This window comes from Sulfurospirillum sp. 1612 (assembly GCF_036556685.1).
In the GTDB taxonomy this organism is placed as follows: domain Bacteria; phylum Campylobacterota; class Campylobacteria; order Campylobacterales; family Sulfurospirillaceae; genus JAADIZ01.
Window position 1 is genome coordinate 2,190,658 of sequence record NZ_CP140614.1, and the last position, 26,322, is coordinate 2,216,979.

General features: G+C 38.6%; 28 protein-coding genes. 6 read left to right on the forward strand and 22 right to left on the reverse strand.

What is annotated here, in order from left to right; translation table 11 throughout:
* Nucleotides 1-113: 113 nt before the first annotated feature.
* The 5 genes from SFB89_RS11025 to SFB89_RS11045 are packed head-to-tail and all read left to right on the forward strand — an operon-like array spanning nt 114 to nt 3,687.
* Complete coding sequence (locus SFB89_RS11025) at nt 114-590, forward strand: glutathione peroxidase (RefSeq protein WP_331776084.1); 477 nt, start codon at nt 114-116, stop codon at nt 588-590.
* Between the two features lie 10 nt (nt 591-600).
* Nucleotides 601-864: a hypothetical protein gene (locus tag SFB89_RS11030; RefSeq protein ID WP_331774742.1), complete on the forward strand. Its 264-nt coding sequence runs from the start codon at nt 601-603 to the stop codon at nt 862-864.
* An 8-nt stretch (nt 865-872) separates the two neighbouring features.
* Complete coding sequence (locus tag SFB89_RS11035; RefSeq protein ID WP_331776085.1) at nt 873-2,417, forward strand: ABC1 kinase family protein; 1,545 nt, start codon at nt 873-875, stop codon at nt 2,415-2,417.
* Nucleotides 2,418-2,430: 13 nt separating this feature from the next.
* On the forward strand, nt 2,431-2,832 hold the full coding sequence (locus SFB89_RS11040) for a DUF2721 domain-containing protein (RefSeq protein ID WP_331774743.1): 402 nt from the start codon (nt 2,431-2,433) through the stop codon (nt 2,830-2,832).
* 30 nt (nt 2,833-2,862) lie between these two features.
* Nucleotides 2,863-3,687, forward strand: a complete 825-nt coding sequence (locus tag SFB89_RS11045; RefSeq protein WP_331774744.1) for a TIGR01777 family oxidoreductase — start codon at nt 2,863-2,865, stop codon at nt 3,685-3,687.
* Between the two features lie 8 nt (nt 3,688-3,695).
* Here SFB89_RS11045 and SFB89_RS11050 read toward each other — a convergent pair whose 3' ends face one another.
* From SFB89_RS11050 to SFB89_RS11100, 11 genes are all read right to left on the reverse strand, one after another.
* Nucleotides 3,696-4,505 (reverse strand): glycerophosphodiester phosphodiesterase, encoded by an 810-nt coding sequence (locus SFB89_RS11050; protein WP_331774745.1) that lies wholly within the window; start codon nt 4,503-4,505, stop codon nt 3,696-3,698.
* 1 nt (nt 4,506) lies between these two features.
* Nucleotides 4,507-5,367, reverse strand: coding sequence for an ABC transporter permease (locus SFB89_RS11055; protein ID WP_331774746.1), 861 nt, complete (start codon nt 5,365-5,367; stop codon nt 4,507-4,509).
* Nucleotides 5,364-6,221 carry an ABC transporter permease gene (locus SFB89_RS11060; protein WP_331774747.1) on the reverse strand — a complete coding sequence of 286 codons (858 nt, stop codon included), beginning with the start codon at nt 6,219-6,221 and terminating at the stop codon, nt 5,364-5,366. The genes SFB89_RS11055 and SFB89_RS11060 overlap by 4 nt, the downstream gene beginning before the upstream one ends.
* Nucleotides 6,218-7,285 (reverse strand): ABC transporter ATP-binding protein, encoded by a 1,068-nt coding sequence (locus SFB89_RS11065; RefSeq protein WP_331774748.1) that lies wholly within the window; start codon nt 7,283-7,285, stop codon nt 6,218-6,220. The genes SFB89_RS11060 and SFB89_RS11065 overlap by 4 nt, the downstream gene beginning before the upstream one ends.
* 54 nt (nt 7,286-7,339) lie before the next feature.
* A complete protein-coding gene (locus SFB89_RS11070) occupies nt 7,340-8,401 on the reverse strand; it encodes an extracellular solute-binding protein (RefSeq protein ID WP_331774749.1) in 1,062 nt (353 codons plus the stop codon).
* Nucleotides 8,402-8,499: 98 nt separating this feature from the next.
* Entirely contained in the window at nt 8,500-10,086 is a 1,587-nt protein-coding gene (locus tag SFB89_RS11075) for a glycerol-3-phosphate dehydrogenase/oxidase (RefSeq protein WP_331774750.1), read from the reverse strand.
* A gap of 138 nt (nt 10,087-10,224) precedes the next feature.
* Nucleotides 10,225-10,656: an acyl-CoA thioesterase gene (locus SFB89_RS11080; protein ID WP_331774751.1), complete on the reverse strand. Its 432-nt coding sequence runs from the start codon at nt 10,654-10,656 to the stop codon at nt 10,225-10,227.
* A gap of 286 nt (nt 10,657-10,942) precedes the next feature.
* The gene (gene selD / locus SFB89_RS11085; RefSeq protein WP_331774752.1) at nt 10,943-11,983 is read right to left on the reverse strand and encodes a selenide, water dikinase SelD; all 1,041 of its coding nucleotides are present in this window, start codon (nt 11,981-11,983) and stop codon (nt 10,943-10,945) included.
* 9 nt (nt 11,984-11,992) lie between these two features.
* Complete coding sequence (yedF, locus tag SFB89_RS11090; RefSeq protein WP_331774753.1) at nt 11,993-12,583, reverse strand: sulfurtransferase-like selenium metabolism protein YedF; 591 nt, start codon at nt 12,581-12,583, stop codon at nt 11,993-11,995.
* A gap of 168 nt (nt 12,584-12,751) precedes the next feature.
* Nucleotides 12,752-12,934: a sodium-dependent tyrosine transporter gene (locus SFB89_RS11095; protein WP_331774754.1), complete on the reverse strand. Its 183-nt coding sequence runs from the start codon at nt 12,932-12,934 to the stop codon at nt 12,752-12,754.
* 100 nt (nt 12,935-13,034) lie between these two features.
* The gene (locus tag SFB89_RS11100; protein ID WP_331774755.1) at nt 13,035-13,616 is read right to left on the reverse strand and encodes a TetR/AcrR family transcriptional regulator; all 582 of its coding nucleotides are present in this window, start codon (nt 13,614-13,616) and stop codon (nt 13,035-13,037) included.
* 138 nt (nt 13,617-13,754) lie between these two features.
* On the opposite strand from SFB89_RS11100, the gene SFB89_RS11105 reads away from it, so the two are divergent.
* Complete coding sequence (locus tag SFB89_RS11105) at nt 13,755-14,249, forward strand: rhodanese-like domain-containing protein (protein ID WP_331774756.1); 495 nt, start codon at nt 13,755-13,757, stop codon at nt 14,247-14,249.
* Nucleotides 14,250-14,277: 28 nt separating this feature from the next.
* Here the strand turns inward: SFB89_RS11105 and SFB89_RS11110 are convergent, their stop codons facing one another.
* From SFB89_RS11110 to SFB89_RS11160, 11 genes are all read right to left on the reverse strand, one after another.
* On the reverse strand, nt 14,278-15,051 hold the full coding sequence (locus tag SFB89_RS11110; RefSeq protein ID WP_331774757.1) for an ABC transporter permease: 774 nt from the start codon (nt 15,049-15,051) through the stop codon (nt 14,278-14,280).
* Nucleotides 15,048-16,025 carry an ATP-binding cassette domain-containing protein gene (locus SFB89_RS11115; RefSeq protein WP_331774758.1) on the reverse strand — a complete coding sequence of 326 codons (978 nt, stop codon included), beginning with the start codon at nt 16,023-16,025 and terminating at the stop codon, nt 15,048-15,050. The genes SFB89_RS11110 and SFB89_RS11115 overlap by 4 nt, the downstream gene beginning before the upstream one ends.
* Entirely contained in the window at nt 16,025-16,972 is a 948-nt protein-coding gene (wtpA, locus tag SFB89_RS11120) for a tungstate ABC transporter substrate-binding protein WtpA (RefSeq protein ID WP_331774759.1), read from the reverse strand. The genes SFB89_RS11115 and wtpA overlap by 1 nt, the downstream gene beginning before the upstream one ends.
* Before the next feature lie 57 nt (nt 16,973-17,029).
* A complete protein-coding gene (locus SFB89_RS11125) occupies nt 17,030-17,770 on the reverse strand; it encodes a winged helix-turn-helix domain-containing protein (RefSeq protein ID WP_331774760.1) in 741 nt (246 codons plus the stop codon).
* Complete coding sequence (fdhD, locus tag SFB89_RS11130; RefSeq protein ID WP_331774761.1) at nt 17,757-18,554, reverse strand: formate dehydrogenase accessory sulfurtransferase FdhD; 798 nt, start codon at nt 18,552-18,554, stop codon at nt 17,757-17,759. The genes SFB89_RS11125 and fdhD overlap by 14 nt, the downstream gene beginning before the upstream one ends.
* A gap of 99 nt (nt 18,555-18,653) precedes the next feature.
* Nucleotides 18,654-19,577 (reverse strand): formate dehydrogenase subunit gamma, encoded by a 924-nt coding sequence (locus SFB89_RS11135; RefSeq protein ID WP_331774762.1) that lies wholly within the window; start codon nt 19,575-19,577, stop codon nt 18,654-18,656.
* 12 nt (nt 19,578-19,589) lie between these two features.
* Nucleotides 19,590-20,189 (reverse strand): formate dehydrogenase FDH3 subunit beta, encoded by a 600-nt coding sequence (gene fdh3B / locus SFB89_RS11140; protein ID WP_331774763.1) that lies wholly within the window; start codon nt 20,187-20,189, stop codon nt 19,590-19,592.
* A 10-nt stretch (nt 20,190-20,199) separates the two neighbouring features.
* Nucleotides 20,200-23,031 carry a formate dehydrogenase subunit alpha gene (locus SFB89_RS11145; RefSeq protein WP_331774764.1) on the reverse strand — a complete coding sequence of 944 codons (2,832 nt, stop codon included), beginning with the start codon at nt 23,029-23,031 and terminating at the stop codon, nt 20,200-20,202.
* Between the two features lie 18 nt (nt 23,032-23,049).
* The gene (locus tag SFB89_RS11150) at nt 23,050-23,250 is read right to left on the reverse strand and encodes a twin-arginine translocation signal domain-containing protein (protein WP_331774765.1); all 201 of its coding nucleotides are present in this window, start codon (nt 23,248-23,250) and stop codon (nt 23,050-23,052) included.
* 124 nt (nt 23,251-23,374) lie between these two features.
* Complete coding sequence (locus tag SFB89_RS11155) at nt 23,375-24,160, reverse strand: TorD/DmsD family molecular chaperone (RefSeq protein WP_331774766.1); 786 nt, start codon at nt 24,158-24,160, stop codon at nt 23,375-23,377.
* A gap of 327 nt (nt 24,161-24,487) precedes the next feature.
* Complete coding sequence (locus tag SFB89_RS11160) at nt 24,488-26,173, reverse strand: 4Fe-4S binding protein (RefSeq protein WP_331774767.1); 1,686 nt, start codon at nt 26,171-26,173, stop codon at nt 24,488-24,490.
* Nucleotides 26,174-26,322: the final 149 nt, after the last annotated feature.

The window sequence follows — 26,322 nt, forward strand, 5'->3', positions numbered from 1 at the left end:
TGCATCGCAAGATTAAAATTCAGGCATAATAGCATAAGAAAAATATTGGAGCGAAAATGGTAAAATATCTCTTAATACTCGTCATGACATTACATCTTTTTGGAGGAGCCCCTATGAGCATTTATGATATTGAGGTCAAAACCATCGATGGCAAAACTATCACGCTTGAGAAGTATAAAGGGGAGGTTATGTTGATTGTCAATGTCGCCAGTAAATGTGGATTTACACCCCAATACAAGGGCTTGGAAGATTTATACGCAAAATATCATGAGAGGGGATTTCGTATCTTAGGATTTCCATGCAATCAGTTTCTCTCACAAGAACCCGGAAGCAATCAAGAGATTGCCAAGTTTTGCTCACTCACCTATGGGGTGACATTTGATATGTTTGCCAAAATTGATGTCAATGGCGATACGGCACACCCGCTTTATCAATATCTCAAAGCCCAAGAACCTGGTTTCATGGGAACGGAATTTATCAAGTGGAATTTTACAAAGTTTTTAGTCGATAGACAGGGGAATGTCATCAAACGTTATGCGCCATCAACAGAACCAAAAGAGATAGAAAAAGATATCGAAAAATTATTATAAAGGAATCATGATGTTAAAAGAATTACTCTATACCGGAATGGGAGCAGCTGTTGTTTTTAAAGAACGAGTCGAAGATGAGATGAAAAAGCTTGAAGAAAAAGGCAAAATCAATACCCAAGATGCCAAAAGTTTTTTAGAATCCATCGAGAAAAAAGGTAAAGAAGAAGATGAGAGAGTTAAAGAAAAATTAAAATCAACACTGAAAGAGATCATCGATGAACTCGGACTTGCCACCAAAGCAGATTTGGAAAAACTCAAAGAGGATCTAAAATAAAATCATCTATTTCTAAGCTAAAATACTACAAAATCACACGTATTTACAGTATTTTCAGATTTTTACTAACCATCTATCTGGTCATCAAAAAGCGTGAGAGTTTTCTAGGCATCAGGGCGCTCAAACCCAAAAAACTCAAGCAAACCATTGTGACATTGGGAGCGAGCTTCATCAAACTCGCACAAGTCTTAGCCACGCGCTCAGATTTTTTTGATGAGGAGTATCTCCGTGAGCTCAAAGAGCTTCATGATAAACTCCCGCCCATGAAACCGCATGAATTTGAGCAGGTTTTCAAGCAATCTTTTAGTGCCGATACTTTTGCATCATGTGATCCCCAACCCATCGCCTCAGCGTCTATCGGGCAAGTGCATATCGCCTACACCCACCAAGGGGAAAAACTCGCGGTCAAATTAAGACGCTATGACATCCAACGTAAAGTGCGTGCGGATATTCAGATTATTACCCTTTTTAATGCCCTATTTAAGCCGCTTTTTTCACACTACACTAAAAACTCTATCGAGGCGGTTATTAGTGAGTTTTCAAAGATGATTTTGCAAGAGGTGAGTTTCACGCATGAATTACAAAATCTCATCAAATTTTCACAAACCTACAAAGACAGCGGTGTCAAATTTCCCACGCCTTTTATCCAATATTGTAGTGAAACAGCTTTGGTCATGAGCTTTGAGGAGGGATTTCGATTTGATGATAAAGCACACATTTTACAACATGATATCGATTTTCATCAGATTATTGCCAAGCTTGTGAACTTCTATACCCAACAGATGCTCATAAACGGCTATTTTCACGCCGATCCCCATCCGGGCAACCTTCTTGTCACAAAAGAAGGCGGATTGATTCTATTGGATTTTGGGATGGTCAAAACCATACCCAACTATGCAAGGATTGCGATTATTTCACTCATCAAAGCAGCGCATGAGCAAGATTATGAAACCTACATCAGTGCGTCTAAAAAATTAGGCACCATCGCCTATGAAGCACCGGTGTCAGAATTGGCCGAATTTACCAGTCAAATGTTTGATATCTTTTCAAATAATAATCTCTCCAGCGAATCGATGCAAAAGCTGGCCTTTGATGTCTTGAGCTCTACAAGAAATCTGCCTTTTAAGTTACCCAGTGATGCCATCTATATCCTCAGAGTCAGCGCAATTGTAGAAGGACTTGGTACGACTTATATAGAAAATTTCAATGGGATAAAAGATATCCTGCCAATTTTACAGCAGAATATTCCCAAGGCTTTGGGAGCTAAAGAGAGTATCATCGAAACTTTGATTGATGAGATTAAAGATTTGCCTTTTATTACCAAAGATTTTAAAACTGCCCTGCGAAAAATCAGCAATGATGAACTCACAGTGGAACTCTCAAACGATCAAGTAGATTGGCTCAAAAAGAGCTTGCACGATCAAGTCAAATCTTATGCCGTATCATTTGTTTTTTTAATCAGCAGTATTGCCGTGCTTTTGTATGATAAAAGTCTTAAAGAGCTAGCTCTTGGGCTTTTTGTATTTGGCATTGCGAGAATTTTATATAAATAACAAAGGAATCCCCATGCAAATAGAAATCTCAACTCCCGCGCTCTTATTTCCCGCCGTTTCTTTGTTGTTGCTTGCCTATACCAACCGTTTTTTGGCAACAGCGAGTTTAATCAGACTGTTAAATAACCAAACCAAAGAAAACAACCAGATAGATCTCACCGGACAAATCAACAATCTTAAAAAAAGAGTCGAACTCACAAAATGGATGCAATTTTTTGGTGTGGTTTCCATACTCTTATGCACCATCTCTATGTTTGCACTCTTTTTGGATTATGTGGAATTGGGTAAGCAAGTCTTTGGTCTTAGTTTGATTGCGATGTGCCTCTCCTTGGTCTTATCACTATGGGAAGTGGTCATCTCATCGCACGCGATCAATCTGGCATTGAAAGATATGGATTCAAAATGCCAGCAATAACTCCAACATCATGATAAAAAGGAATAGAAGATGAAAATAGCACTCAATGGCGCTTCTGGCTTTGTCGGAGGACACATCAAAAACAGATTTCAAGACCACGTCATCATTGAGAAAACCGATAGTGAGGCGATGATTTTGGAAAAGCTCAAAGACGTAGATGTCGCTATCAACTTAGCCGGTGCGCCCATCATCAAGAAATGGGATGAAGACTACAAGCAACTCTTGATAGAGAGTCGCATTGAGAGCACCCGCAAACTGGTTAATGCCCTCAATCAAAGCGCCTGTTCCCAATTCATCTCCGCTTCTGCTATTGGAATCTATCCCAATGATGTGGCGTGCGATGAAACGACGCATTCTTACGCGGAGGATTTTTTGGCACAGCTGGTACAGCGTTGGGAAGAAGAAGCGCAAACATGTCACAAACCAACGGCAATTTTACGATTTGGCGTCGTGCTAGGAAATGATGGTGGGGCACTCAAACAAATGCTACCGGCTTTTAAGATGGGCTTGGGTGGGATTATAGGTTATGGCAAGATGATGACAAGCTGGATTGATATTGACGATTTGATCAATATTTATACCTTTATCATTGAAAACAAATTAAGTGGTATCTTCAATGCCACCGCACCGCATCCCATCAGTAATTATGAATTGACAAAGACGCTTGGAAAAGTTTTGTTTCGCCCCACGCTATTGCCACTTCCTGAGTCATTTTTGACCTTAATGTTTGGCGAAGCGGCCAGTGTCATGATCGATTCAAAAGAGGTTTATCCAAAAAATCTACAAGCACAAGGGTTTGAATTTTCATATCCAAATATCGAAACTTCGCTCCGACATCTTTTGAAAAAGCAGTGACCTACTCTTCATACAAAATCTGTAAAGACCGACTTGACGCCCCATTTGAAAAGCTGATCGATATCTTTTTGCTCATTGACCGTAAAGACATTGACATAAAATCCTGCCTCATTGAGTTCTTTAATAAGCGCCTCTGAGGTGATTTCTATATCGAGATGATAACTGCTCACGGAGAGCTTTTTGAGATAATTGACAAGATCTTCAGGATGTGATTTTTCTTGGAGTGCCGCGGTCACAATGTTAGGATCGAGATCATGTAATTGTTTGAGATATTTGTGATTAAACGATGAGATACAAACATACTCTTGCATCTGCATACGCTTCACAATATCCAACACGCTTGCTGCAGCATGATCATCAAAGGCGGTATTACTCATATCTTTGATCTCTATATTGGCTAACATTCTATTGCTTTTCAAATAAATCAACAGCGCCTCTAGCGTTAAAATTGTCTGCTTTTCTAACTCTAGCAAATCATGCTTTGAAGCGGTCCCCAGCTTGATAGTACCAAAGGTATCATCGCGTACAAACCAGGAGCCAAAATCGAGTTTTTTTAACATATCATGATCATAATCTGAAACCGAGTACGGCGGTTTAAATTCAGGGTGTTCACGGACATCACTGGTGCGCTCTAGCGTATCATCATGGATAATCACCGCCACACCATCACGACTAAATCCCACATCAAATTCTACTAAATCACAGCGTCCATTGGCATAAGCGAAAGCTGACATGGTATTTTCTGCCCGATACGCCCGTGCACCACGATGGGCGATAATGAGATGTTTATCTCTCTTAAAATGATCCCAAAATTGCATATCAGCGCACTTCTTCTTTTTTTGTAAAGACTAAATTCATCACCGCCATCACCGAAGTTGTCACAATCAATAAAAATGAAATCGCATTGATGATTGGCGTACTACCATCACGTACTTGAAGGTAGAGATTAATCGGCAAGGTCGTGTCTGATCCGACGAGAAAAAGTGTCGTATTGAAATTTTCAAAACTCATCAAAAAGGCTACGGCTCCTGCCCCGATGAGAGAGGGTTTTAAAAATGGCAAAATAATCAATCGAATCGTATCAAAACGACTCGCCCCTAGGTTCAGTGCCGCTTCTGAGAGGCTATTGTCAAATTTTTTGAGTCGCGACGAGACCACTAAGAGGACAAAAGTCGAGATAAATGAAAACTGTCCGATAACTACCAGCCAAAAGCTCGGTCGCAACACTCCAACATCCCAACCCAAATGATCTTCGACAAAGGTTCCCGCACTATTGGTCGCCAAAAGCAAAGAAATCCCCAAGATAACACCAGGAATGACCAAAGGAGCCAGTGCTAAAAAATAGAGTCCTTGTTTAAAGCGAAAATTCTCGCGCTCAAACAAAAAAGCACCCATCGTCCCAAGAATCAATGAAAAAATGGATACAAAAAATGCCGTCTGAATACTCACAAGAATACTTTGTAATGAGTTGGCATCATGTAATAATCCTACACGCTCTCTTGTATCAGAGAGAAACCAATCGAGCGAAAATCCTTTCCACGGCAAAGAGGGAAAATCAGAATTATTAAAAGCCAAAACACACGTAATCACCAAAGGAGCAAATAAAAAGATATAAAAAGCAATCACATAAATCAAAAATGCCGTATCATACTTTTTACTGCGGGGAAGAGAGCGTATCATGAGAGTGCCTTTGTGAGATTTTGTCTGCTAATTTTGAGTCCAATCCAAATAATAGCAGAAGAGAGAATCAAGAGTAAAAATCCAAATGCCGCACCTTGATTCCAATTGAAACTAGCGATGAATTGATTGTAAATTTGTTCGGTAAACCATAGAGAGTTTTTGCCACCCATGAGGTTTGGGGTCAAGTAATTTCCCAAGGTTAACATAAAGACGACAATCGAACCAGAGACGATGCCCGGAGCGGCATAGGGAATGATAATTTTAAAAAAGATGATGAATTTTGAAGCGCCCAAATCCATACCCGCTTCGATGTAACTATCATCCATACCTTCTAATGCAGAAATGAGTGGCACCACCATAAATAACATCGAAGTATATACCAATCCCATCACCATCGTGACATCATTATAAAGCATCTCAATGGGCTTATGAATCAATCCGAATTTCATCAAAAAGAAGTTGATGACGCCACTTTCACGTAACAAAATCATCCAGCCATAGACCCGTACCAATTCACTCACCCAAAAGGGCATCAAGAGTAAAATGGTCATAAAGCCTTTATACTTCGGAGAGACGACTTTGGTGATATAAAAGGCAATCGGAAAGGTGACAACAAAGGTCAAAAAAGTCACGAGTATCGAGTAAATCGCCGTTCTTGCAAAAGTATACCAATAGACTTTTTCGGTAAAAAACTCCCGATAATTTTCCAAACTCCAGACCATATTTCCCGCGTCATTTTCAAATTTGAGTGACATCAAAAACAGATCAATTTGAGGCAGGACTATGAGCAAAAAGAGCCACAGAAATACGGGGACAAAAAAGATATAAAACCCGAGTTTTAGATGTTTTTTCATGTGCGGTAACACTTACAATCTTCAAGATGTACGCCAGCTTTTACAACATCGCCTTCTTTGATGTGTGAAAATTCTCTATTTTGTGGTAAAGAGACCATGAGTTCGTGAGAATTATCTAAAAAGCTTGCCAATATCTTTGTATTAGACCCATCAAATAAAATCGTTTTGACTTTGAGGTCCAAATAATTCATACCCTTCATATCAGATTTTGGGAACAGTGCGATGGCCTCAGGTCGTACAAAAAGCGTACAATCACTTTGTATATCTGTATCTATAAAAACAGACAAAAACTCAGCGCCTTCTTTGGTTTTTACAGACCCATCACTATTTTTAACGGCCTCAAATCGGTTGGTCTCGCCAACAAAACCGGCGACAAAACTTGTCTTTGGATTGGCATAGAGATTTTGAGGGGTATCTATCTGCTCCAAATGTCCTTGATTCATAACCGCGACTTTATCACTCATAACAAGCGCTTCGGATTGATCGTGTGTAATATAGATAAAGGTCGTTCCAATCTCATGTTGCAGTTTTTTGAGTTCGATTTTCATCTGTTCTCGTAACTTCAAATCCAACGCACCAAGAGGTTCATCCAATAATAGGATAGACGGTGACAAAACCAAAGATCTGGCAATGGCAACGCGCTGTTTTTGACCACCTGAGAGTGCTTGAACGTTTTGCTTTTGATAGCCACCAAGTTGTACGATTTCTAACATCGCATCAACTTTTTTCTTAATCTCTGATTTGCTCACTTTTTGACGCTTGAGTCCAAAAGCAACATTTTCTTCCACGCTCATCATCGGGAATAGCGCCAAATTTTGAAAAACAAGATTCACAGGTCTTTTGTTGGGCGATACACCAATCATCTCCTCGCCATTAATCAAAATACTCCCCGAAGTTGGTTCTAAAAATCCGGCTATCATCCGAAGCAGTGTTGTCTTTCCACAGCCCGATGGTCCCAATATGGAAAAAAACTTTCCCTCTTCTACTTGGAAATTTACGCCATCGACGGCTTTGAAATCTCCAAAACTTTTTTTGAGATCAATAATCTCTAAAACATTTTGCATATATCATCCTGAAGAAAGAGAGAAAGCGAACACTTTCTCTCTTGTTGTTTTGTTTTATTGTGCTGATTTAACGATATCTAAAATTTTGCCTTCTATTTTTTCGAGTCGTGCTGGAACCGGTGGATACCACTTGATATTATCAATATCTGCTTTGGTAAAGGTTCTCTCGAAATTGTCTTTTTTCTCTGCATTCAAGAATTTGTTCGCACCCTTTGATGCCGTACCATAACCTTGATTGTTGGTGAAATACGCTGCATTTTCCGGTTTTAGCATGAAGTTAATCCATCGGTATGCCGCAGCCACATTTCGCGATTTTGAAGGAATCGCAAAGGTATCAATCCATCCCAAAGCGCCGCTTTTTGGGGCGACAAAGTCGATATCAGGATTTTCTTTGTGTAGCTTCCAGCCACCGCCATCCCAGCCCATCGCTACGGTCACTTCACCACTTCTGAGCATACTCAAAAGCGCGTCACCATTGGCCCAATAGTTGTTAACTAAAGGTTTGGCTTTAATCAAATCTTGACCCACTTTATCCATCAATTTGGCATAAGCTTTTGCATCAGAATATGCGGCAAAAGGATCCGCTCCCTTTGCAAATGCGACGCCTATCAAAGTCGGTCGTTTGAGGCGATAGGAGATTTTACCTTTATATTTTGGATTCAAAAGATCGCTATAATCTTTGGCATCCGGAGCCAATTTCTTATTGACGATGAGTCCAGATGTTCCATAACAAAACGGTACTGCATAAGATTTACCTTTGACTTTGGTATTTTTCTTCACCGCATTTAACATCGATGGGACAAACTCTTTTGTATCTATTTTAGAATAATCAATCGGTTGGTAGATTTTATATTTTGCTTGAACCGAACTGATACGATCTTGTGAAGGTTGCGCGAGATCAAACCCACCCCCACGAGTGGCCCGTAGTTTTGCAATCATCTCTTCGTTATTTGAGAACGTCAATTCCACTTTGATTCCGGTTTGCTTCTCAAATTTATCAACCAAAGCTTGAGGAGCATACCCTTTCCATGTCAAAATTCTCAATGTTTCTTGAGCCATTAAACTGCTACCAAGTACCAAAGTTGCAGCGGTTGCAACCATCATGAGTTTTTTCATTTTTTCTCCTAATTAAGATTAGAGGGTGCCCTTCATTTTTCAAAACACCCTACATATATTATACACAAAAAGTATTACAAAATGAGAACAATGATTGTCTAAATACTGTTATCTAGAATCTGTTTTGCCTCGTGTAACTTTTTAACATACTTCGCATCACTCCATGCAAATACTTCTTTTAAAATACCCGTCACCACTTCAAGACTCGTCTGCGTGGCCACAGTGTCAATCAGACCAAGATTACAACGACGTACGAGAAAATCCAAGGGCGTTTCGACGAATTCATGCGCCACAGCATAATAAACTTCTGCTCTTAGATAAGGATACGCCGGATGCAATTTTTCCGCGCCATAAATCTTAATAAAATCAGCCACATCTAAAGCGCGCGTCCCATACGCTTGAATCAAATGCTCTTTAACACTCGTTTCAAGTGCCATTGATGCAATCTTTTCTTGAGTGATTTTGAGAGGAGTTTCACTGCCAAAAAGTTTGAAATCTTTGGTCTGGCACTTTTTAAAATCTTTTTCTCTTCGTGTTTTTTGGACAACATCCATGACATCTTCTGCCATCTTGCGGTAAGATGTCCATTTGCCTCCGGCAATCGTGATTAATCCTGATTTTGATTCTTCTATATAATGTTCTCGTACCAATTCTTTGGTGTCCGCTGTATGTTTGAGTGTGACTAATGGTCGCAAGCCTGACCATGCTGAGAGGATGTCGCTTTTTTGAATATCAATGCTAAAATATTTTCTCATGTGTCGTAAAAGATACTCGATATCTTTCTCTTTGACTTCAGGATGGTCCACCGCTTTCGCCTCTTCATCCGTTGTCCCTACTAAACATTTATCAAGGTATGGCAGCATAAAAAGGACCCTACCATCTTCGGTTTTAGGAATCATGAGGCCTTCTTCATTGGGAAGAAATTTTTTATCTACGAGGATATGAATACCCGAACTCGCTTCGACAATTGGGCTAACACTTGGGTCATCCATACGTCTGATATCATCACAAAATACCCCCGTGGCATTGATAACACAATCTGCCCGCACTAAATATTGACTCTCGTTGATTTTATCTTGGACTCGCACGGCTTTAATCTTGCCAGCCTCGTGTTCAAAGGATAAAACTTCATGATAATTTCGAACAACACATCCCTTTTTCTTGGCACTTTGAAGTAAAGCAATGGCCATCCGACTGTCATTAAATGCGCCATCAAAGTATCGCACGCCTCCGGCTAAGCCCTCTTTTTTGACACTCGGGAAAATTTTCATGATTTCATTTTTACTGACAATGCGGCTCTTACCCAGACGTCTTTTGCCAGAGATGAGATCATAAAGTGCAAGACCGATATAAATATAAGGAATTTCATACCATTTATACAAAGGGGTGACCAATGTCATGGCATGGGCTAAGTGTGGTGCATTGTGCAAGATCCGGTAGCGCTCTTTTAAACCTTCACGCACAAGATCAAACTGACTTTTGTCGAACTTTTTGACAGCTGCTTCTAAGTAACGAACCCCACCGTGTACCAGTTTGGTACTGCGACTGCTCGTCCCTTCTGCAAAATCGTTTTTTTCTAAAAGCAAACACTTAAACCCGCGAAGTGTCGCATCCAAAGCCGTCCCAGCTCCTGTGGCACCGCCACCTATGATAACCAAGTCGTATTGTTCTTCTGTTGTTTTCATATCACTTCTTAATTGTCTGTATGGTTTATCCAATAACGCAATAAAAATTTTATCCCAACTTTGCTTTGTCACGCCTTTAGATTTATGTTTAGCTTTGCCATCAACAGGGTGATAACTTTTAAGATATGTGGCTTTTTTTCAACGCTTCGCTGCGTCACGTCTCTCAATTCCCAGTGCCTTTAGATACTCATCATCACATTCAATGGGTTTTTTCTTTCCTTCATGATTCACAGAAACATAAGTAATATCGGCGCTCGTGACATGTAAACATCGGCGCTCTCCTTGATACAATCGTTCCGCATTGACTTCAACGGCGACTTTGACAGAGGTGCGACCTACTTTGATGACTTTACTGTAAAAACTCACCGCATCACCCACATAAATTGGCTCTCTGAATTCTAAAGAATTCACCTTGACCGTCACCACACTTTCAATCGGCAAATCTCGTGTTGCCAATGATCCAGCTAAATCAATATGAGACATAATCCAACCACCGAAAATATTACCAGCAGGATTGGTATCTTTTGGCATCGCAACCACTTTTATTCGCGGTTCACCCATTTCATTCATTTCATTGCTCCCAATAATTTAAAATATACCATAAAAAATTCACAGAAAATTCTCCATAAAAGTTCACATATCAACATAATGCTCACCATAAAAAACTTCATTTTATAAGAATGGACGTGAAGGTGGTACTTTTTGGAGAAGAAGAGTACTAAAAATGGTATTATAATTGCCCCAAAAAAATAGACAAAACCTATAATATAAGGCGTGATTAAAAAATCAAAACTAAAAAAATCTAACATCGCACCTTCTTTATATAGTAAAATCGTGGAGATTATAAAAATAATCTCTACGATAAAATTAATGCTTTTTGATCTTTCTTCTCGCGCACCTCAGCAATGATAGCACTGTATTCAAAACCCTCATCATGCAATCGTTTCAACAATGCCGGTGCATCTTTTTGAGACACAGCTATCAAAAGGCCTCCTGATGTTTGCGCATCAAAAAAGAAAATCTCTTCATCATATTGATTTTGAATCTCTACATGCTCTTGGACATGTGTTTTATTATTATATGTACCCGCAGGGATAATGCCCATATCGGCAAGGTCCAAAGCTTCAGATAAAATCGGTATAGACTTGAAATCAAAAGCAATACTGACCTTATTGGCACTCATCTCATACGCATGTCCCCCCAAACCAAAACCGGTGACATCGGTACAAGCACTCACATCAAAATCCTTCATGATAACAGAAGGCTGATAATTGAGTTGCGCCAAAATCTCCGCCACTTTGATGGCACTTGAAGCCTCAAGCATATCCGCTTTAATCGCGGTGGTTAACACTCCCATACCAATTGGTTTGGTTAAAATCAAAACATCTCCAATGCGAGGAGTATCATTGTGATAAATATGTTCAGGATGTACAAAACCACTCACACTCAGTCCATACAACATCTCAGGAGTTTCAATCGTGTGCCCACCTACGACAACGCCACCACACTCTTGTATTTTGCTTTGTCCTCCCTCAAGTATCTCTTTGAGGACACTTTTAGGATGGTGACATCCATCAAACCCGACGATATTCATCGCTGTGGCTACTTTCGCTCCCATAGCAAAAACATCGCTGAGCGAATTGGCTGCGGCAATTTGTCCATAGACAAAAGGGTCATCAACCACCGGAGTAATAATATCAACCGTCTGAACTAATGCAACACTCTCATCAATTTGATAAATAGCAGCATCATCACTGCTGTCCATACCAACAAGGACATGTTCATTTTCACAGTTTAATCCACCAAGTGCCAATGTCAGCTCACCCGGAGCTAATTTAGCGGCTCAACCTGCGGCTTTCACATACTTTGTTAGTTTTGCGTCATTATTTAATTTCACTTTTTTTCCTTAAAGGGAAATGGTATTCTCAGATTCCAATAACATTTCAACAGTGGCATAGGCATTACCAATTTTTCCTACTTTTAAGTCATCGACGACATTAAAATATTCTAAACACACGCCACATGAATAAATTTCGACACCCTTGCTTTCAAGTGCTTGCAATGATTGTATCACATCATGATCAGCCGGTGCTGTGGTTAATTTGACTGCTTCATTGACGCAAATGATTTGATTGGGTAGTTTTGGAAGTTCTAAGATGGATTTCAAAAATCCTGCCATTAGTTTTTCACCTAATTCTCCCGAACCAACTTTATCGGTTTTGAGAAACAGTGTTTTATTATAAAATCGGTCATCCCCATCACTAGCAACAACGGCACAAGCATATCCCTTGATAATACTAATCACCGCCGTGCCATCATCGGACTCTTCCATTCTGGATTCATAGCCTGCTTTTGTGGCAAAACGTGTCACGTTTTCTTTGGATGATATGGAATTGACTTTGACCTCTAAAATAGAATCATCTGGTAATTCTTCTAAAGCTTTTTTGGTTTTGAGTACCGGCTCAGGGCACGCTAGATTACAACAATCTATCTTCATTTTTTCTCCTTAATTTATTGCATATTTCGAAATTTTTCTCTTTTCACTGATGTTATGAGCAGAAATTTCAGCACTGTTTTTTTGATAATTTATTTTGATTTTTAAAATGACAGATAAATTTCGTGAGTAAAAATATTGTCTACCTAAACCTTAGGTCTTATTTTTGATCTATTTTAATAGACCATCAATCCATGCTTGTGCCGCTTCAATAGTCTCAAATCGTTGACTTTTTGCGACTTGTGTCACCCCTTCATAAAATCGAACTCTAATTCCATCTTGTACTTGGTCAATCTTGATTCTAGTGATTCTATCTTTGTTTAGATACACTCTATCATTTAGTTTGATAAACATCATGTCTCCTTTAAATTTCCATCACTATATCATAGTGAAAGCGTGTGATAATTCTATCATATTTCATGTAAGAAAGTATTGATGTGACTGATTAAACAATCTATTTCAAAGAATTATAAATCGTCTCAGCAACCTCATCACGATAAATGTCAATACTATCTTGAAATACATGTTCGCCGCTTAAAAAAGTCATCCCCCCTAAAATACCCGCAATACTCGAAAAGGCAACAAAAAAGTTTTTGTCTCTAAATTCCCCATTATCAACACCATCTTGTATGTATCGCTCTACTTCATTGATAAACTCTTTAGCTAAGGCAAATCCACAATTATCCTCTTCACAAAATAATTCCCTATTAGATAGGTAGACTCTGAAGAAATATTCAATCATTTCTGGATATTTTTGGATAAAGCCAAAATACTCCCCCACAAATATGTGCATCTTCTCTTGTTGTGATATCTCTTTGTTGTTAATATAAGCCAAACTATTGGCTAATTTTTTCGTCACAAATTTTATAGCTGCGCGTGCCAAAATTTTTTTAGAAGGAAAATAATTATAAAAATTACCAACACTCATCCCTATATCTTGTGCAATTTGGGCTATGGTTGTGTTATAGAACCCTTGTTTTGAAAAAACTTTGAGTGCGGCAGAGATAATCATATTTTGTTTTTTGATTTTATTCATCAAAAATCCTTTCAGACAGTCAATTTTATAAATTGTAACAAAAGATTTATAATAGTGCGCTGAATATTCATTCATATAAATTAATATTGTCTTATGAGTAAATTTGGTAATATTTTTTAAACAAAAAAGGAGAAAAGTATGAAAAATTTGTTCAAAATGGTTGCAATTTTAGTGATTGCTGCCTTGTCACTCAATGCAGCTAATGCCAAAGATGCTAAGCTTAAAGCAGAAATGATGTCTGCGTGGAAAGCTCAAGGTGCCGCGGCTCAAAAGGTAACAAAAGGTATTACTGATAAAGAATTAATCAAATGGATGAAAGAAGATAGAGATTTTGTCCTAGTTGATGTAAGAGAGCCAAAAGAAGTGGCTGCCGGTACGATTTTATGGATGGATTTCAAAGCAATCCCAAGAGGAATGGTTGCACCAGCTGTTGGCAAACAGTTAGCATTAAAACCAAGTCAAACCATTGTATTTTATTGTAAATTTGGAATTAGAAGTGCCTATGCCGCACAAGAATTACAAAAATTTTATGGCTTTAAAAACGTCTACTATCTCAAAGGTGGTATCACAAACTGGCTCAAACAAGGTCATGAAATTAGCAATTTATTAGGGGAGCTAAAATTAGCTAAATAATTTCATTTTAAAGTAAGCCGATACAGGCTTACTTTAATCTATTATTCACAAATCTCACAGCCAAAAATAAACAAATCGAGACCATAATCATCGCTGCTGCTACGGGTGCTGAGTATTTTAACCCGAAACTATTAAAACGATCAAATATCAAGACCGGTGCCACCATTGGATGATAGGCGATAATGACCACAGCGCCAAACTCACCCAACCCACGACTCCACATCATCAATGCACCATTAATAATATCATTGCGTGAATTTGGTAGTACAATCCGAAAAAACGTACTAAAATGGCTCGCGCCTAAAGTTCGAGCAACATATTCGTATTCAACATCAACTTTTTTAAATCCCTCTTTGGCACTATTAATCAAAAAAGGTGCAGAGAGAAACATCATCGCACTCACGATTCCGGTCGTCGTATCAATAAATCCAAGCCCCAAATAAGAGAGTGCTTCTCCAATATAGCCATTATCAAACGCAATCAAAAGCGCAATACCTGCTGCTGTATGAGGCACCATAACGGGGATGTCAATGATGGATTCTAAAACTGATTTACCGAAAAACTCATGCCGCGCTATTAAATAAGCCAAAGGAATCCCAGTAACACAAACAAACGCAACAGAATAGAGTGCTGCTTTTATCGTAAGAAAGATTGCATTATAAACTTCAGCATCTTTCAACGTATCTATCACCCCAAATAATCCTACATTGATAAATAACTTAATCAAAGGAATCGTCAAAAAAAGGACGATAATGGAGGATAAAAATAGAAAAATCAACACAAAACTTTTATCTTTTATCATATGAATGCGATGTCCTTTTTGTTGATATTAAGAAAATAATCATGCCCCTCTTGTAAATCAAAATTTTCAAAAATAATCTGAGGAATTTTAACAAAGAAAAGCATCTCACCAGATTTTGCAAATATTTTATAGTGATCACTAATCCCCATAATCGTCTCAATAGTACAAGGAAAGTTGTAACATTGATCCACGCGTTGGGAAGATATTTTGATTTTATTAGGATCAATGGAAAAAAATCGATTTTCCTGATCAAATCCTAAAAAGGTTGATGGAAAGATATTTTTAAATCCCAAAAACTTTGCAACCTCAATACTTGTTGGCTTGTTTAAAACCTCGTCTGTTTTCCCCGTCTGCAAAATCTTACCATCGAGAATAATCGCAATCTTATCCGCAAGATATGAGGCTTCGCGGAAATTGTGAGTGACGTGTACAATCGTAATTTGATACCGTTTAACAATATCTTTCAATGACTTCATGATAGTATTACGAAACGTGGGATCCACAGCACTCAAGGGTTCATCTAATAACAAAAGTTTCGGTCTTGAATAGATGGCACGAGCGATGGCGACTCGTTGCTTTTCTCCACCGCTCAAGTTGGTAATTTTACGATCTAAAATCTTTTTGATTTGTAAAAAATCTATCAAATCTTGAAACAATTCTTTTTCATTCTCAATTTTTTTGTATCGTGATGAAAAAACAATATTTTCCCTAACATTCATATTAGGGAAGAGTTTAAAATCTTGATAAACAAACCCGAAATTTCTTCGTTCTGGAGGCAAATTTGTAATTTCTTTGCCATCAAAAGAGATACTTCCTTCAACGCTTTGAATACCCGCCAGCGCTTCTAGCAACATGGTTTTACCGCTACCGGTTTTGCCTAAGATCACAAAATAAGAATTTGTTTCTACCTCAAAAGAGAGTTTTTGTAAAACAAAACTCCCTTTTTTGAGAAAAAGATTTTCAACTTTTAACATTATTTTCCTAGAATACTAGCATCGCCAGTGATTACTGGTGGGTTAATAACACCTTGTCCGTTTTTACGCATAATAGCTTGTCCCTCAGCTGAGAGTACAAAATTTACAAATTTAACCGCACCATCTTTATTGATTGGTGATTTTGCATTTTGAACCACAGTCAAACCATAAACCATTGGTGAGCCTTTTTTAACAACCCAAGTTCCAGGTTTTTTGCCTGTAATTTTAAAAGTGGCTTGTTTGTAATATTTTGCATATTTAGCACTTTTAAGAGAAATTTTCTCAGGTAATGAGATGTATTTGAGTCCATGTTGTTGTGCTACTGATTTATAAATGTAGAGATAATCATAAGCCCCTGCTTCTAAAAGTCCTAACAAATCTGTCTCTTTCGGTCGTACGACTACTTTGTTTTTGTTCTCTTCGCCATTGGTATAACTATCGCCATAACCAAACAGTTTTTTAAACAAACCCGGTTCTTTATAATAATCTTCTGCTAGTTTAGTCACCAACATCGTTCGATATCCACAAGGGTCTAGATTTGGATTAGAATGTCCTACTTTGACACCGGGTCTCAAAAATATTTTGGTCCAATTTTTTTCATTAATTTCATTGGCAAATTTTGATTTTGCAGTATAGGCCAAGACCATTTCATTGGTCGCAAAATGCGCATCAAATTTTGCATTTTTTGGGATGAGTAAATTGTCGATGACTTTATAATCCGCACTGGCCATCACGTCCGCTGGTTTGCCGATATCGGTTATTTTTCTCGCACATGCCCGACTTCCCGCTGGCTCTCTTAAGACTTTATATTGTGGATATTTAGCCTCAAATACTTTAGATATCTCCGAAAAAGGTACCGATAAACTTCCTGCATGGAAAATAATAATATTTTCTTTTGCAAACCCAAGTGTTGCAACTAATCCTAACGCTAAAACCAATTTTTTCATAAAAACTCCTTAATATGTAATTTTTGCACATTACTATGCAATAAAAAGACTGCTATCTCAGTCTTTAAACTCTCTTTTGTTTCGAGGTTTCAAAAACAATTCTTTAAAACGCTCATTGGCATACGCCTCTATATCTTTTTCCAATTGTTTGTAATTATTAATATATTCATCGGCAAGTGGTGTCAGTTTGCTACCACTATTCTCACCTCCTCCTTGTTGGGATTCCACTAATACATCATCTAAATTTTTTTGAAGTATTTTAACATGGCTCCAAGTTTTTTTATAACTCATTTTGAGTTTTTGTGCCGCTCCTGCAATTGAGCCTTCTTGTTCAATCAATTCTAAAACTTCTGTTTTTCCCTTACCAAAGAGTAATTCTCCTTCTTGGTTTTCAATCCAAGTTTTTGTCTTGACATAGAGTCTGCTGCGTCGTTTTTCTTTAAAACATCCCAACTCACAATAAGTCACATCCATATTTTTCTCTTTGATAGTCCCACGGATTTTTTTAAGTCCGATACCTCCGGCTGCACTTCTGGCATCTTTGCAGCGGATTCTGTTTTTGTCATCAATAAAAGGTGCCATTTTTTCCAAAGCCACCTCACTAAATTCACCCGTACCTTTTAAATTACCAAATTGACCGAGCTCACACCCTGCGATGCGAATACCCAACTCTTTTGCCTTATCCCCAACTTCTAAGATAGGAGTTTTTGTTTTGGCTGAGATTTTAAAAGCATCTTTGCAATCCAACTTTCCTTCTGTATTGAGATTTTCTTTGATAATTGTTTCAAGATTCGACATGGATTCTCTCCGGATTTCTATAAATATTCATGCTCTGTCCTCTGACAAAACCAATCAGCGTTAAGCCAAATTTTGCAGCAATATTCACCCCTCTACAAGTAGAAGCGGTGCGAGAAGCTAGAATCGGAATTTGATGCATCACCGCTTTGGCCACCATTTCGGAACTCAATCTGCCACTGACCATCAAAAAAGCACGATTGACACTGTGTCCGGCTAGTAAAGCTTTGCCAACGGCTTTATCGATAGTATTGTGTTGTGCAATATCTTCACCGATAAAATAGATCGAATCATCAATGTGAATTTTTGCCGTATGCACGCACCCGGTTTGCTCATAAAGAGGGCATTGGGTGTAAAATTCTCCCATCTCTTTGAAAAGGAGGTTTGCATCGATATAAAAATCATCCTGCATCACTTTGGCTTCGATGGATTTGAGTGAAATATGCGTACTTGCCCCACGACCACAGCCGCTGACAATCACGCCTTCTGTGTTTAATTTATCACTACTCGCTTCGTTGATTGTTGCTTTGATATCTGCTTTGTAGATTTTGGTATCGATATCAGTGATTTCAAACTGTGTGATATCTGAAACTTTTTCAATAATATTTTCACTAATTAGGTAACCAATACTCAATTCTTTTAGATCTGTAGGTGTCGCCATCAAAGAGACAATGCGTTTGCCATTGATATTAATATCCAACTTAATTTCACGAATCACCGTATCATCGGTTTCAAATTTTTTATTATTTTTAATTTTCGTCACTTGTGTTGTAAAAATTGGTCCCATTTTTCGTCACTTTTTAGTAATATTTTAATTTTGCACATTTATAAGTATAACAAATGCCAATACTCTGGTTTGAGTATTGGCAATATAGCGAAAAAAAGATTAAATCTTCCCCTCTTTTTTTAATTTTTTATAATAAGATGAGTGAAGATGTGCCACTTCGTCTTCTTCTTTGTAGCCATCTTTCATACTTTGCAATGAACCCTTTATCGCAAATACTGACATATAAATATGTGTCAAGAAAAGTGCTAAAACGGCAAAGCCTAAAATATTATGAACTAATGCACTCAATCGCAACAGATCAATTTGCGTCATATCTAAGCTTTTAGCAATTCCCAAATCAAAGTTTTGGAAAAACATCGCAGCGCCAGTTATAATCATGACAATACCACCAAGCGTTGCAATCCAAAACCACATCTTCTGTCCTGCATTGAATTTTCCGGCAGGTACCTCAATTTTCTTTTTACTTAAATATCCTCCTACAATGAAAAGCCACTTGACATCATCAAAGGTAGGAAGCATCTCTTTGAACCAAGATATAAACATCGGGATCACAGATATAATAAAAACCGGTGTAAAATATCCATGCAATTCTCTCGCGATTCGAATCGGCTCACCACCGCCTAAGTATTTTCCAAAAACCATCATCAAACCCGTTGGGATTAATACAACAAAAGCAACAGCTGCAACCCAATGGACAATCCGATTAAAAAGCGTAAAAAAGTAAATCCTTTTTCCGCCATGTATAAAGCGTTTTGCTCCAATAATTAGGTAATGCAGTAAAAATACTAAAGGCACTCCGATAAGAATACCCAAAAAAATGACCTTAAAATAGTGCGCTTGAAGATAGGTAAATAAATCTCCAAATTTTTGATAATCCAAGATATTTGTAATCATTTGGGAAGAGACCAAAAGGTCTCCTCCCTGACTTGGAGCGATATCTTTAGATGCCAATGGTACTTTGCCCGTTAATTCTCTTGCATACAAACCCAGTATACTAAGCGAGAGCAATATTAATTTTTTCATGACATCCCTTCATCAATTTTTATACGCAACGCTCCAGCCATTTGGAACCGACTGAACCCCATGTCCCCTTGATGCTACACGCTCACGGTAGATTTTAGAAACATCTTCACTATCCCCAACGAGTAGTGCTTTGGTAGAACACATCGCCGCACAAACAGGAACTTTTCCCTCTGCAATACGATTTTGTCCATAAAGCTCACGCTCTTTGGCAGAATTTGTAGGTTCAGGTCCCCCTGCACACATTGTACATTTATCCATCACACCGCGAGTGCCAAAAGCACCATCTTGTGGAAATTGTGGCGCGCCAAAAGGACAGGCATAAAGGCAATAACCACAACCAATACAAGTATTTTTATCATGAAGCACAATTCCGTCTTCTCTAATATAAAAACAATCCACCGGACACACTTGCTCACAAGGAGCATCCGTACAGTGCATACACGCCATTGACGTGGAGAATTCTTTACCTTCTACCCCTTCATTAAGGGTGACAACTTTCCGTCTGCTGATACCAACAGGGAGCTCATGTGCCTCAGCACATGCAATGCTACATCCGTCACAATCAATACATCTGGCCTCATCGCAATAAAATTTCATTCTTGCATAACTCATTTCACACCCCCTACGCTTTTTCGATGCGGCATAATCCGCCTTTAGTTTCAGGAAGCTGAGTGATGATGTCATAGCCGTAATTTGTAACCGTATTGGCGCTTTCACCTATCGCATAAGGTTTTGTACCTTCTGGGTAATGCGAGCTTCGATCCTGCCCTTGAAAATATCCGGCAAAGTGCATCGGTAAAAAGATTCTATCAGCACTAACACTGTAAGAGTATCTGGCTCTTACTTTCACTTTTGTTCCCTCAGGAGAGTGAACCCACATCATGCTACCATTTTTGATACCATGATCAGCGGCTAAGTCTGGATTAATATCACAGAACATTTCCGGTGTGAGTTTCGCAAGATATTTTGATGCTCTTGTTTCCATCCCGGCACCATTCATATTGACCAATCGTCCTGTGACTAGGTTGATCGGGAATTTTTTACTCCAATCCTCTTTGGTTTGCTCACTGATATATCTGGTGTCAACCCTAAAGTGATTTGGTTTGTCTGGATAACTTGGGTACTCTTTGACCAAATCTTCTCTTGGAGAGTGAAGTGGTTCTCTGTGCATTGGTATTTTATCCGGGAAGTTCCATACAATCGCACGGGCTCTTGCATTTCCATATGGCGCAATGCCCCGTTCCATACATTTTTCTGCGATAATATTACTCGTATCTACTTTCCAGTTCGCACCGATTCGTTTCTTTTCATCTTCTGTCAGTGTAATACCGAGTACTTTTTCGATGTTTTTGGCTGTGATTTCAGGATATCCGTTTGGATTAGCAGAATCTTTAGGCGCTGAGCCTTTAGATGCTAACAAATCATGACCATCATGTTCTAGTCCAAATCGATTTCTAAATCCCATACCACCCTCAGCAACGGATCTGTGAATATCATAAAGGATTGGGCTGCCGGAGTGTGTTTCTGTCCAACAAGGCCAAGGCAATCCATAATACTCACCCTTCATCGGACCGTATCCTTTGAGCGTGATTTGGTCGAATTTATCCCAGTTTTCTTGGTGTTTTTTGAGTCGTGCTGATGTCCATCCTGTGAGTCCGATTGTTTTGATGATTCGGGCAAACTCATCGGTGGCATCTTCTGGCCATTTGAATGTTTTCTTGTTTTCTTTCATCAACATACCCTTGGTGAGTTGATCGTAAAAACCTAATCTTTTGGCCAATTCAAACATCACTTCTTCATCCGGTTTGCTTTCATAAAGTGGATCCACTACCTTACTACGCCATTGTACCGATCGGTTGGTTGCAGTAACGGAACCGCTGGTTTCAAATTGAGTCGCGGCAGGAAGTAAGAAAACATTGTCTTTTTTGTCTGTTAAAACCGCAGCTTCATTGACAAAAGGATCGGCTAAGACGATCAATTCAAGATTGTCCAATGCTTCTTTGACTTTTGCTTGTTGTGCAATTGAGGTGATACCATTTCCCATAACAAAAAGTGCTTTGAGGTTCGTACCGCCATTGTGGATTGCATCTTCACCTGGATTTCCAGCCAATACTCCAGCCCACCAACGTGCAAGCGAGAAGCCTTTGGCATTCATCATCTTTTTATTTTTAAATCTACTTTTGACCCATTCGTAATCAACACCCCATGATTTACAGAAGTATTTCCATGAGCCATCACTTAGACCATAGTATCCAGGAAGTGTATCTGCAAGACATGCAAAATCTGTAGCACCTTGGACATTATCATGACCTCTTAGAATATTGGTTCCACCACCTTCTTCACCCATGTTTCCAAGAGCAAGTTGGATAATCGGAGCCAAACGAGTATTAGAACTACCGATTGAGTGTTGTGTCAAGCCCATCGCCCATACGAGAGTTCCCGGTCTTGATTTTGCATAGACTCTTGTAATTTGCATTAATTTTTCAGCTGGAACGCCTGTGACGTTGGCAACAACATCTGGTGTCCATTTTTTGGCTTCTTTTCTAATCTCATCCATGCCATACACTCTGGCATCGATAAATTCTTTATCATCCCAACCATTTTCAAATATGATATTGAGCATACCATACATAAATGCGATATCCGTACCCGGTCGCACTCTAGCATATAAATCTGCTTTGGCTGCTGTTCTGGTATATCGAGGATCGATAACGATTAATTGTGCATTATTTCTCTCTTTAGCAATTAGGAAATGTCTAAAACCAACAGGATGGTTTACCGCAGGATTGGCTCCAAATATAATGATCGCTTTTGCATTCTGAATATCATTCAATGAATTCGTCATAGCGCCATAACCCCATGTATTCGCCACACCGGCGACTGTTGTGCTATGTCAAATTCGAGCTTGGTGATCGATGTTATTAGTTCCAAACATGGCAGCAAACTTTCTAAAATAATAAGCTTGCTCATTGCTAAATTTCGCAGAACCTAGGAACATTGCTGCATCCGGTCCACTTGTTTTTCTTAAATCTTCCAATTTTGTGGCTATTTGATCAAGGGCACTATCCCAACTGATACGCTTCCACTGACCATTTTCTCTTTTCATTGGATGTTTAAGTCTCACTTCGGCTCTGACATTATCAATCATGTCAGCACCCTTACAACAATGTCCGCCCAAACTAACGGGGTGGTCTTGCGCCACTTCTTGTCTTACCCAAACACCGTTTTGTACTTCTGCATTAATACCACATCCTACTGAACATGAGGTACATACTGATTTGACAAACTTCGATCCAGGGAAAGGATTTTTGATCTCTTCCTCCGTTGCCGGTCTCATCACGCCTTCGCTTGCAAATGCACTGGTAGCACCAAATGCACCGGCGACAGCTGCCATTTTTAAAAATGACCTACGACCGATTCGGGTGGAGAGCGCTTTTTGAGTTGTGTTTTCCATACTCAATGTCTCCTATTTCTATAACGCGGTTCGATAATATTCATCCCACGCTTCTGTTTTCTTGTAGAGAATCTCTTTTTTATCAGAGTGTCCTACAACAACGCCATTTGAACTGTATGTACTACTTTTTGTAGCTGCGGTTGCTGCCACAGTACCGACGGCACTTACGGCACCGACAACGGCTGCTTTTTTCAAAAAGCTACGTCTTTTCTCTTCCATATAGTCCTCCTTGCTAAAATTTACTTCTTGACACCAAGAAGTTTTGAAAAACAATTTAAAAATTGTCTTTCAAAAGTTCTATTGTTATCTCTTGCCGGCGTGGGAAAACCCCCACACCGATTCATTATAGAATATCTTTAAATTCTTCAGTGGTCGATGAATCTTCGATACTACACGAAGAGACTAACGAATCTGCTTCTCGTTTTGCTCTATTCTCAGCCCGTCTTTTTGCTTCCACGTCACTAATATATTCACACGATTCAGTCGCCGTGGCTACGACAGGTTTTTCTTTTGGTAATGGTTTTTTTACATCAAAATACAAGCGCTCAAATTCTAAAAAAGCATTGAGTACAACAGCCAAAGATCGATACGCATTGGCTTTGTCATGTTCATAAAGGTTTACGATAAATTCATCGAAAAATTCATTGATAATTTCGGTAAACAGACAATGTTGTACTGTCTCATATTGGGTTTCACCTTTTAAAATCAATTCAATTAATTCGTGCATAAATGTTACCAAAAATCCCACGCTGTCTTCATTATCATAATAATTTGCTTCGTTTCGTCTAATTTTGGTTTTTCCTAAAAAGTTTTTAACCGCAACGCGTTTCTTTCCGCTCTCCACCCCTTCATCATAATACGAGGCCGTATCTCGCAATGCGCGAGAATCTGGGTCATTAAATATATAATCATATTCATCGCACAACCCGCTCTCATGGTAGGTTTGAATAAATTCCTTGATCTCCTTAAGGGCTTCGCATGAGTTTTCATCAAGTGGATTAGAAATCATTACATCTAAAACTTCCAAAAGCCCATCAAACCGGTTTGGACGTGTTGTAAATACTAACATTTTGCTAAAAAAGCCATAATAAAGTGATCGTGCTTTGTAAAGAGATTCTTTTTGTGTCACGTGCTTCCTTTTTATTTAAAGTAAATAAAAATAGACCAATTTGACTCTGTCTAAAAAAAGACTAAAAAAGCCAAAATAAAAGTCCATCTATTCCCACTATATGGGAAGATTGTAAAGTTTTATCAAACTTCAATCTGCTTACTTTCTAGATAAACAAATAGATACTAGGTAAACAATTGTTTATCAATACAGTAAATCTACCATATCTAGGCTTAGACGAGAATTGGACTAAAAAAGTAACAGAATTGCTTAAATATGCCTTAAATATTCAAATTTTGCATATTACTAGGAGGAGGAAAACGGAATCAGTGAGACCGTTTTTTGTATTTATTTGTTTTGCTCTTCTTCTCTAACTTTTTCTAGATAAGAATTTAGCACCACTTTAGGCTTACAATCAGCACAGCAATAAAGGCTTCTGATTTTGACCTCATCATCGCCAAATATCGGTGTCATGATATCTGCAATTTTTTTAATGGCTTTGACCGTAGCAAACTCTTTGCCGCACTCAACACAGGCGAAAAGTTCGTCTTTTGCCATCACTTTTTGAGTAAACCAATCGGGTTTGAGGCTGATTTCATCTTTGACGACTCTCAAACAATCGGCTTCTGGACAGGTTACCTCACAATAGCCACAATCGGTACAGATTGAGGCATTGAATCGTAAGCTATTGTCTTCAGGATGCGCGGTGAGGGCTCTCACATTACAAGCGCCTACACAACTCAAACACAGTGTACAATTGGCTTCATTGATCTCAACACGACCATAATGGACATGTTCGCCAGTCTTGACGACACCCAAATCATCCTCACCCACAAGATGCGCCAGTCTCGCAGAAAAGATTTCACGTTTTTTTAAATCTTTTTCATTAATACCATACTGACATTCGCTCAATGATTCAAGTGCACCAAAAGCATCAGCTAATGCTTCTGAATCTTGACAAACATAAATCGCTTTTTTGTGATATTTTTTTTCAAAAATTTCATTGACCATCATGATAGCATCTCCTGTGCCTTTGGAGATAAAATCTGTATAGAAAATCACCGGATTTCCACTCGTTTGCAATAGTGTCATGAAATGTGCCTCATGAAGAAACTTTTCACCTGCAATCATAAAAGGAAGAACCTGTTTTGGCAAATCAACACGAATGGATTCAAGCGCCATCTTTTCAGGGATTATCAAAGCAATTTGATCGCGAAAATAACTACTTACTTCACTAAAAGCAACGCGAGGCATCTGCGTATAATCAAGCGCGCCACTAGGACACACACTCACACATCCCCCACAACCGTGGCAATCCACATGAGAAAAGACCAAATGCTTGCTCTCATCCTCTTTTAAAATCGAAACCGTTGGACAGACTTCAGCACACTTGCCACAGATCTCTTCGCGTCGCTCATGATACTGACAAATCGAGGAGTCATAGGTGACAAAATTTTTGTATTTATAGCCTTCTAAATTCTCTTTTACCTTCTTATAGATAGTATCAATATCTAAGACATTAGGATCAAAAGTCCCACTTTGCTTCATCGCAAATACGGGAGCATCAGGCCAGATAATTTGATCGCATTCCAAAGCATATTCTTCTGCATCTTTTAAAATTGTCACATTGAGTTTGCCAATATGTCCATTGACATCTAAAATCATCTCCGGATTTAAAGTAATGCTCATCAAGGCATCATCTTCAAGAAAAGGTGCATAAATATCACTTTTTTCATCTTGCGTTACAATCAGTAACTTATTGCCTACGGGCTCTTCATAATCAACATATTGTGCTAAATCAAAGTTATCCGCTCGTATATCATAGAGCTTTTTGACGTTAGTAATTTTTTGGCGTATGTCATCTTGTGAATGTTTTAAATAGAAGTTAATTTCCGGTGCATAGATTTGTGTATTTTTAATATTTTCATTTGAGACTAAATACTCTTGCTCATCCTGCTCATGTGCTACGGTGATACTCTCATCAAGAGGAAAATCAAGCTTTTCTTTAGAGAGAAATAGATATTCATTTTGCATGGTTGCGTTACCTTTTGGTCAAAATTATTTGACTAGATTGTAATTTTTTTTGAATTAATACCTCCTTAATTAAAATACTAATTTTATCATTTTATATCCATATTTTGCAGTAAAGATTAAAAAAATTTCAGATATAATATTTTCAAAAT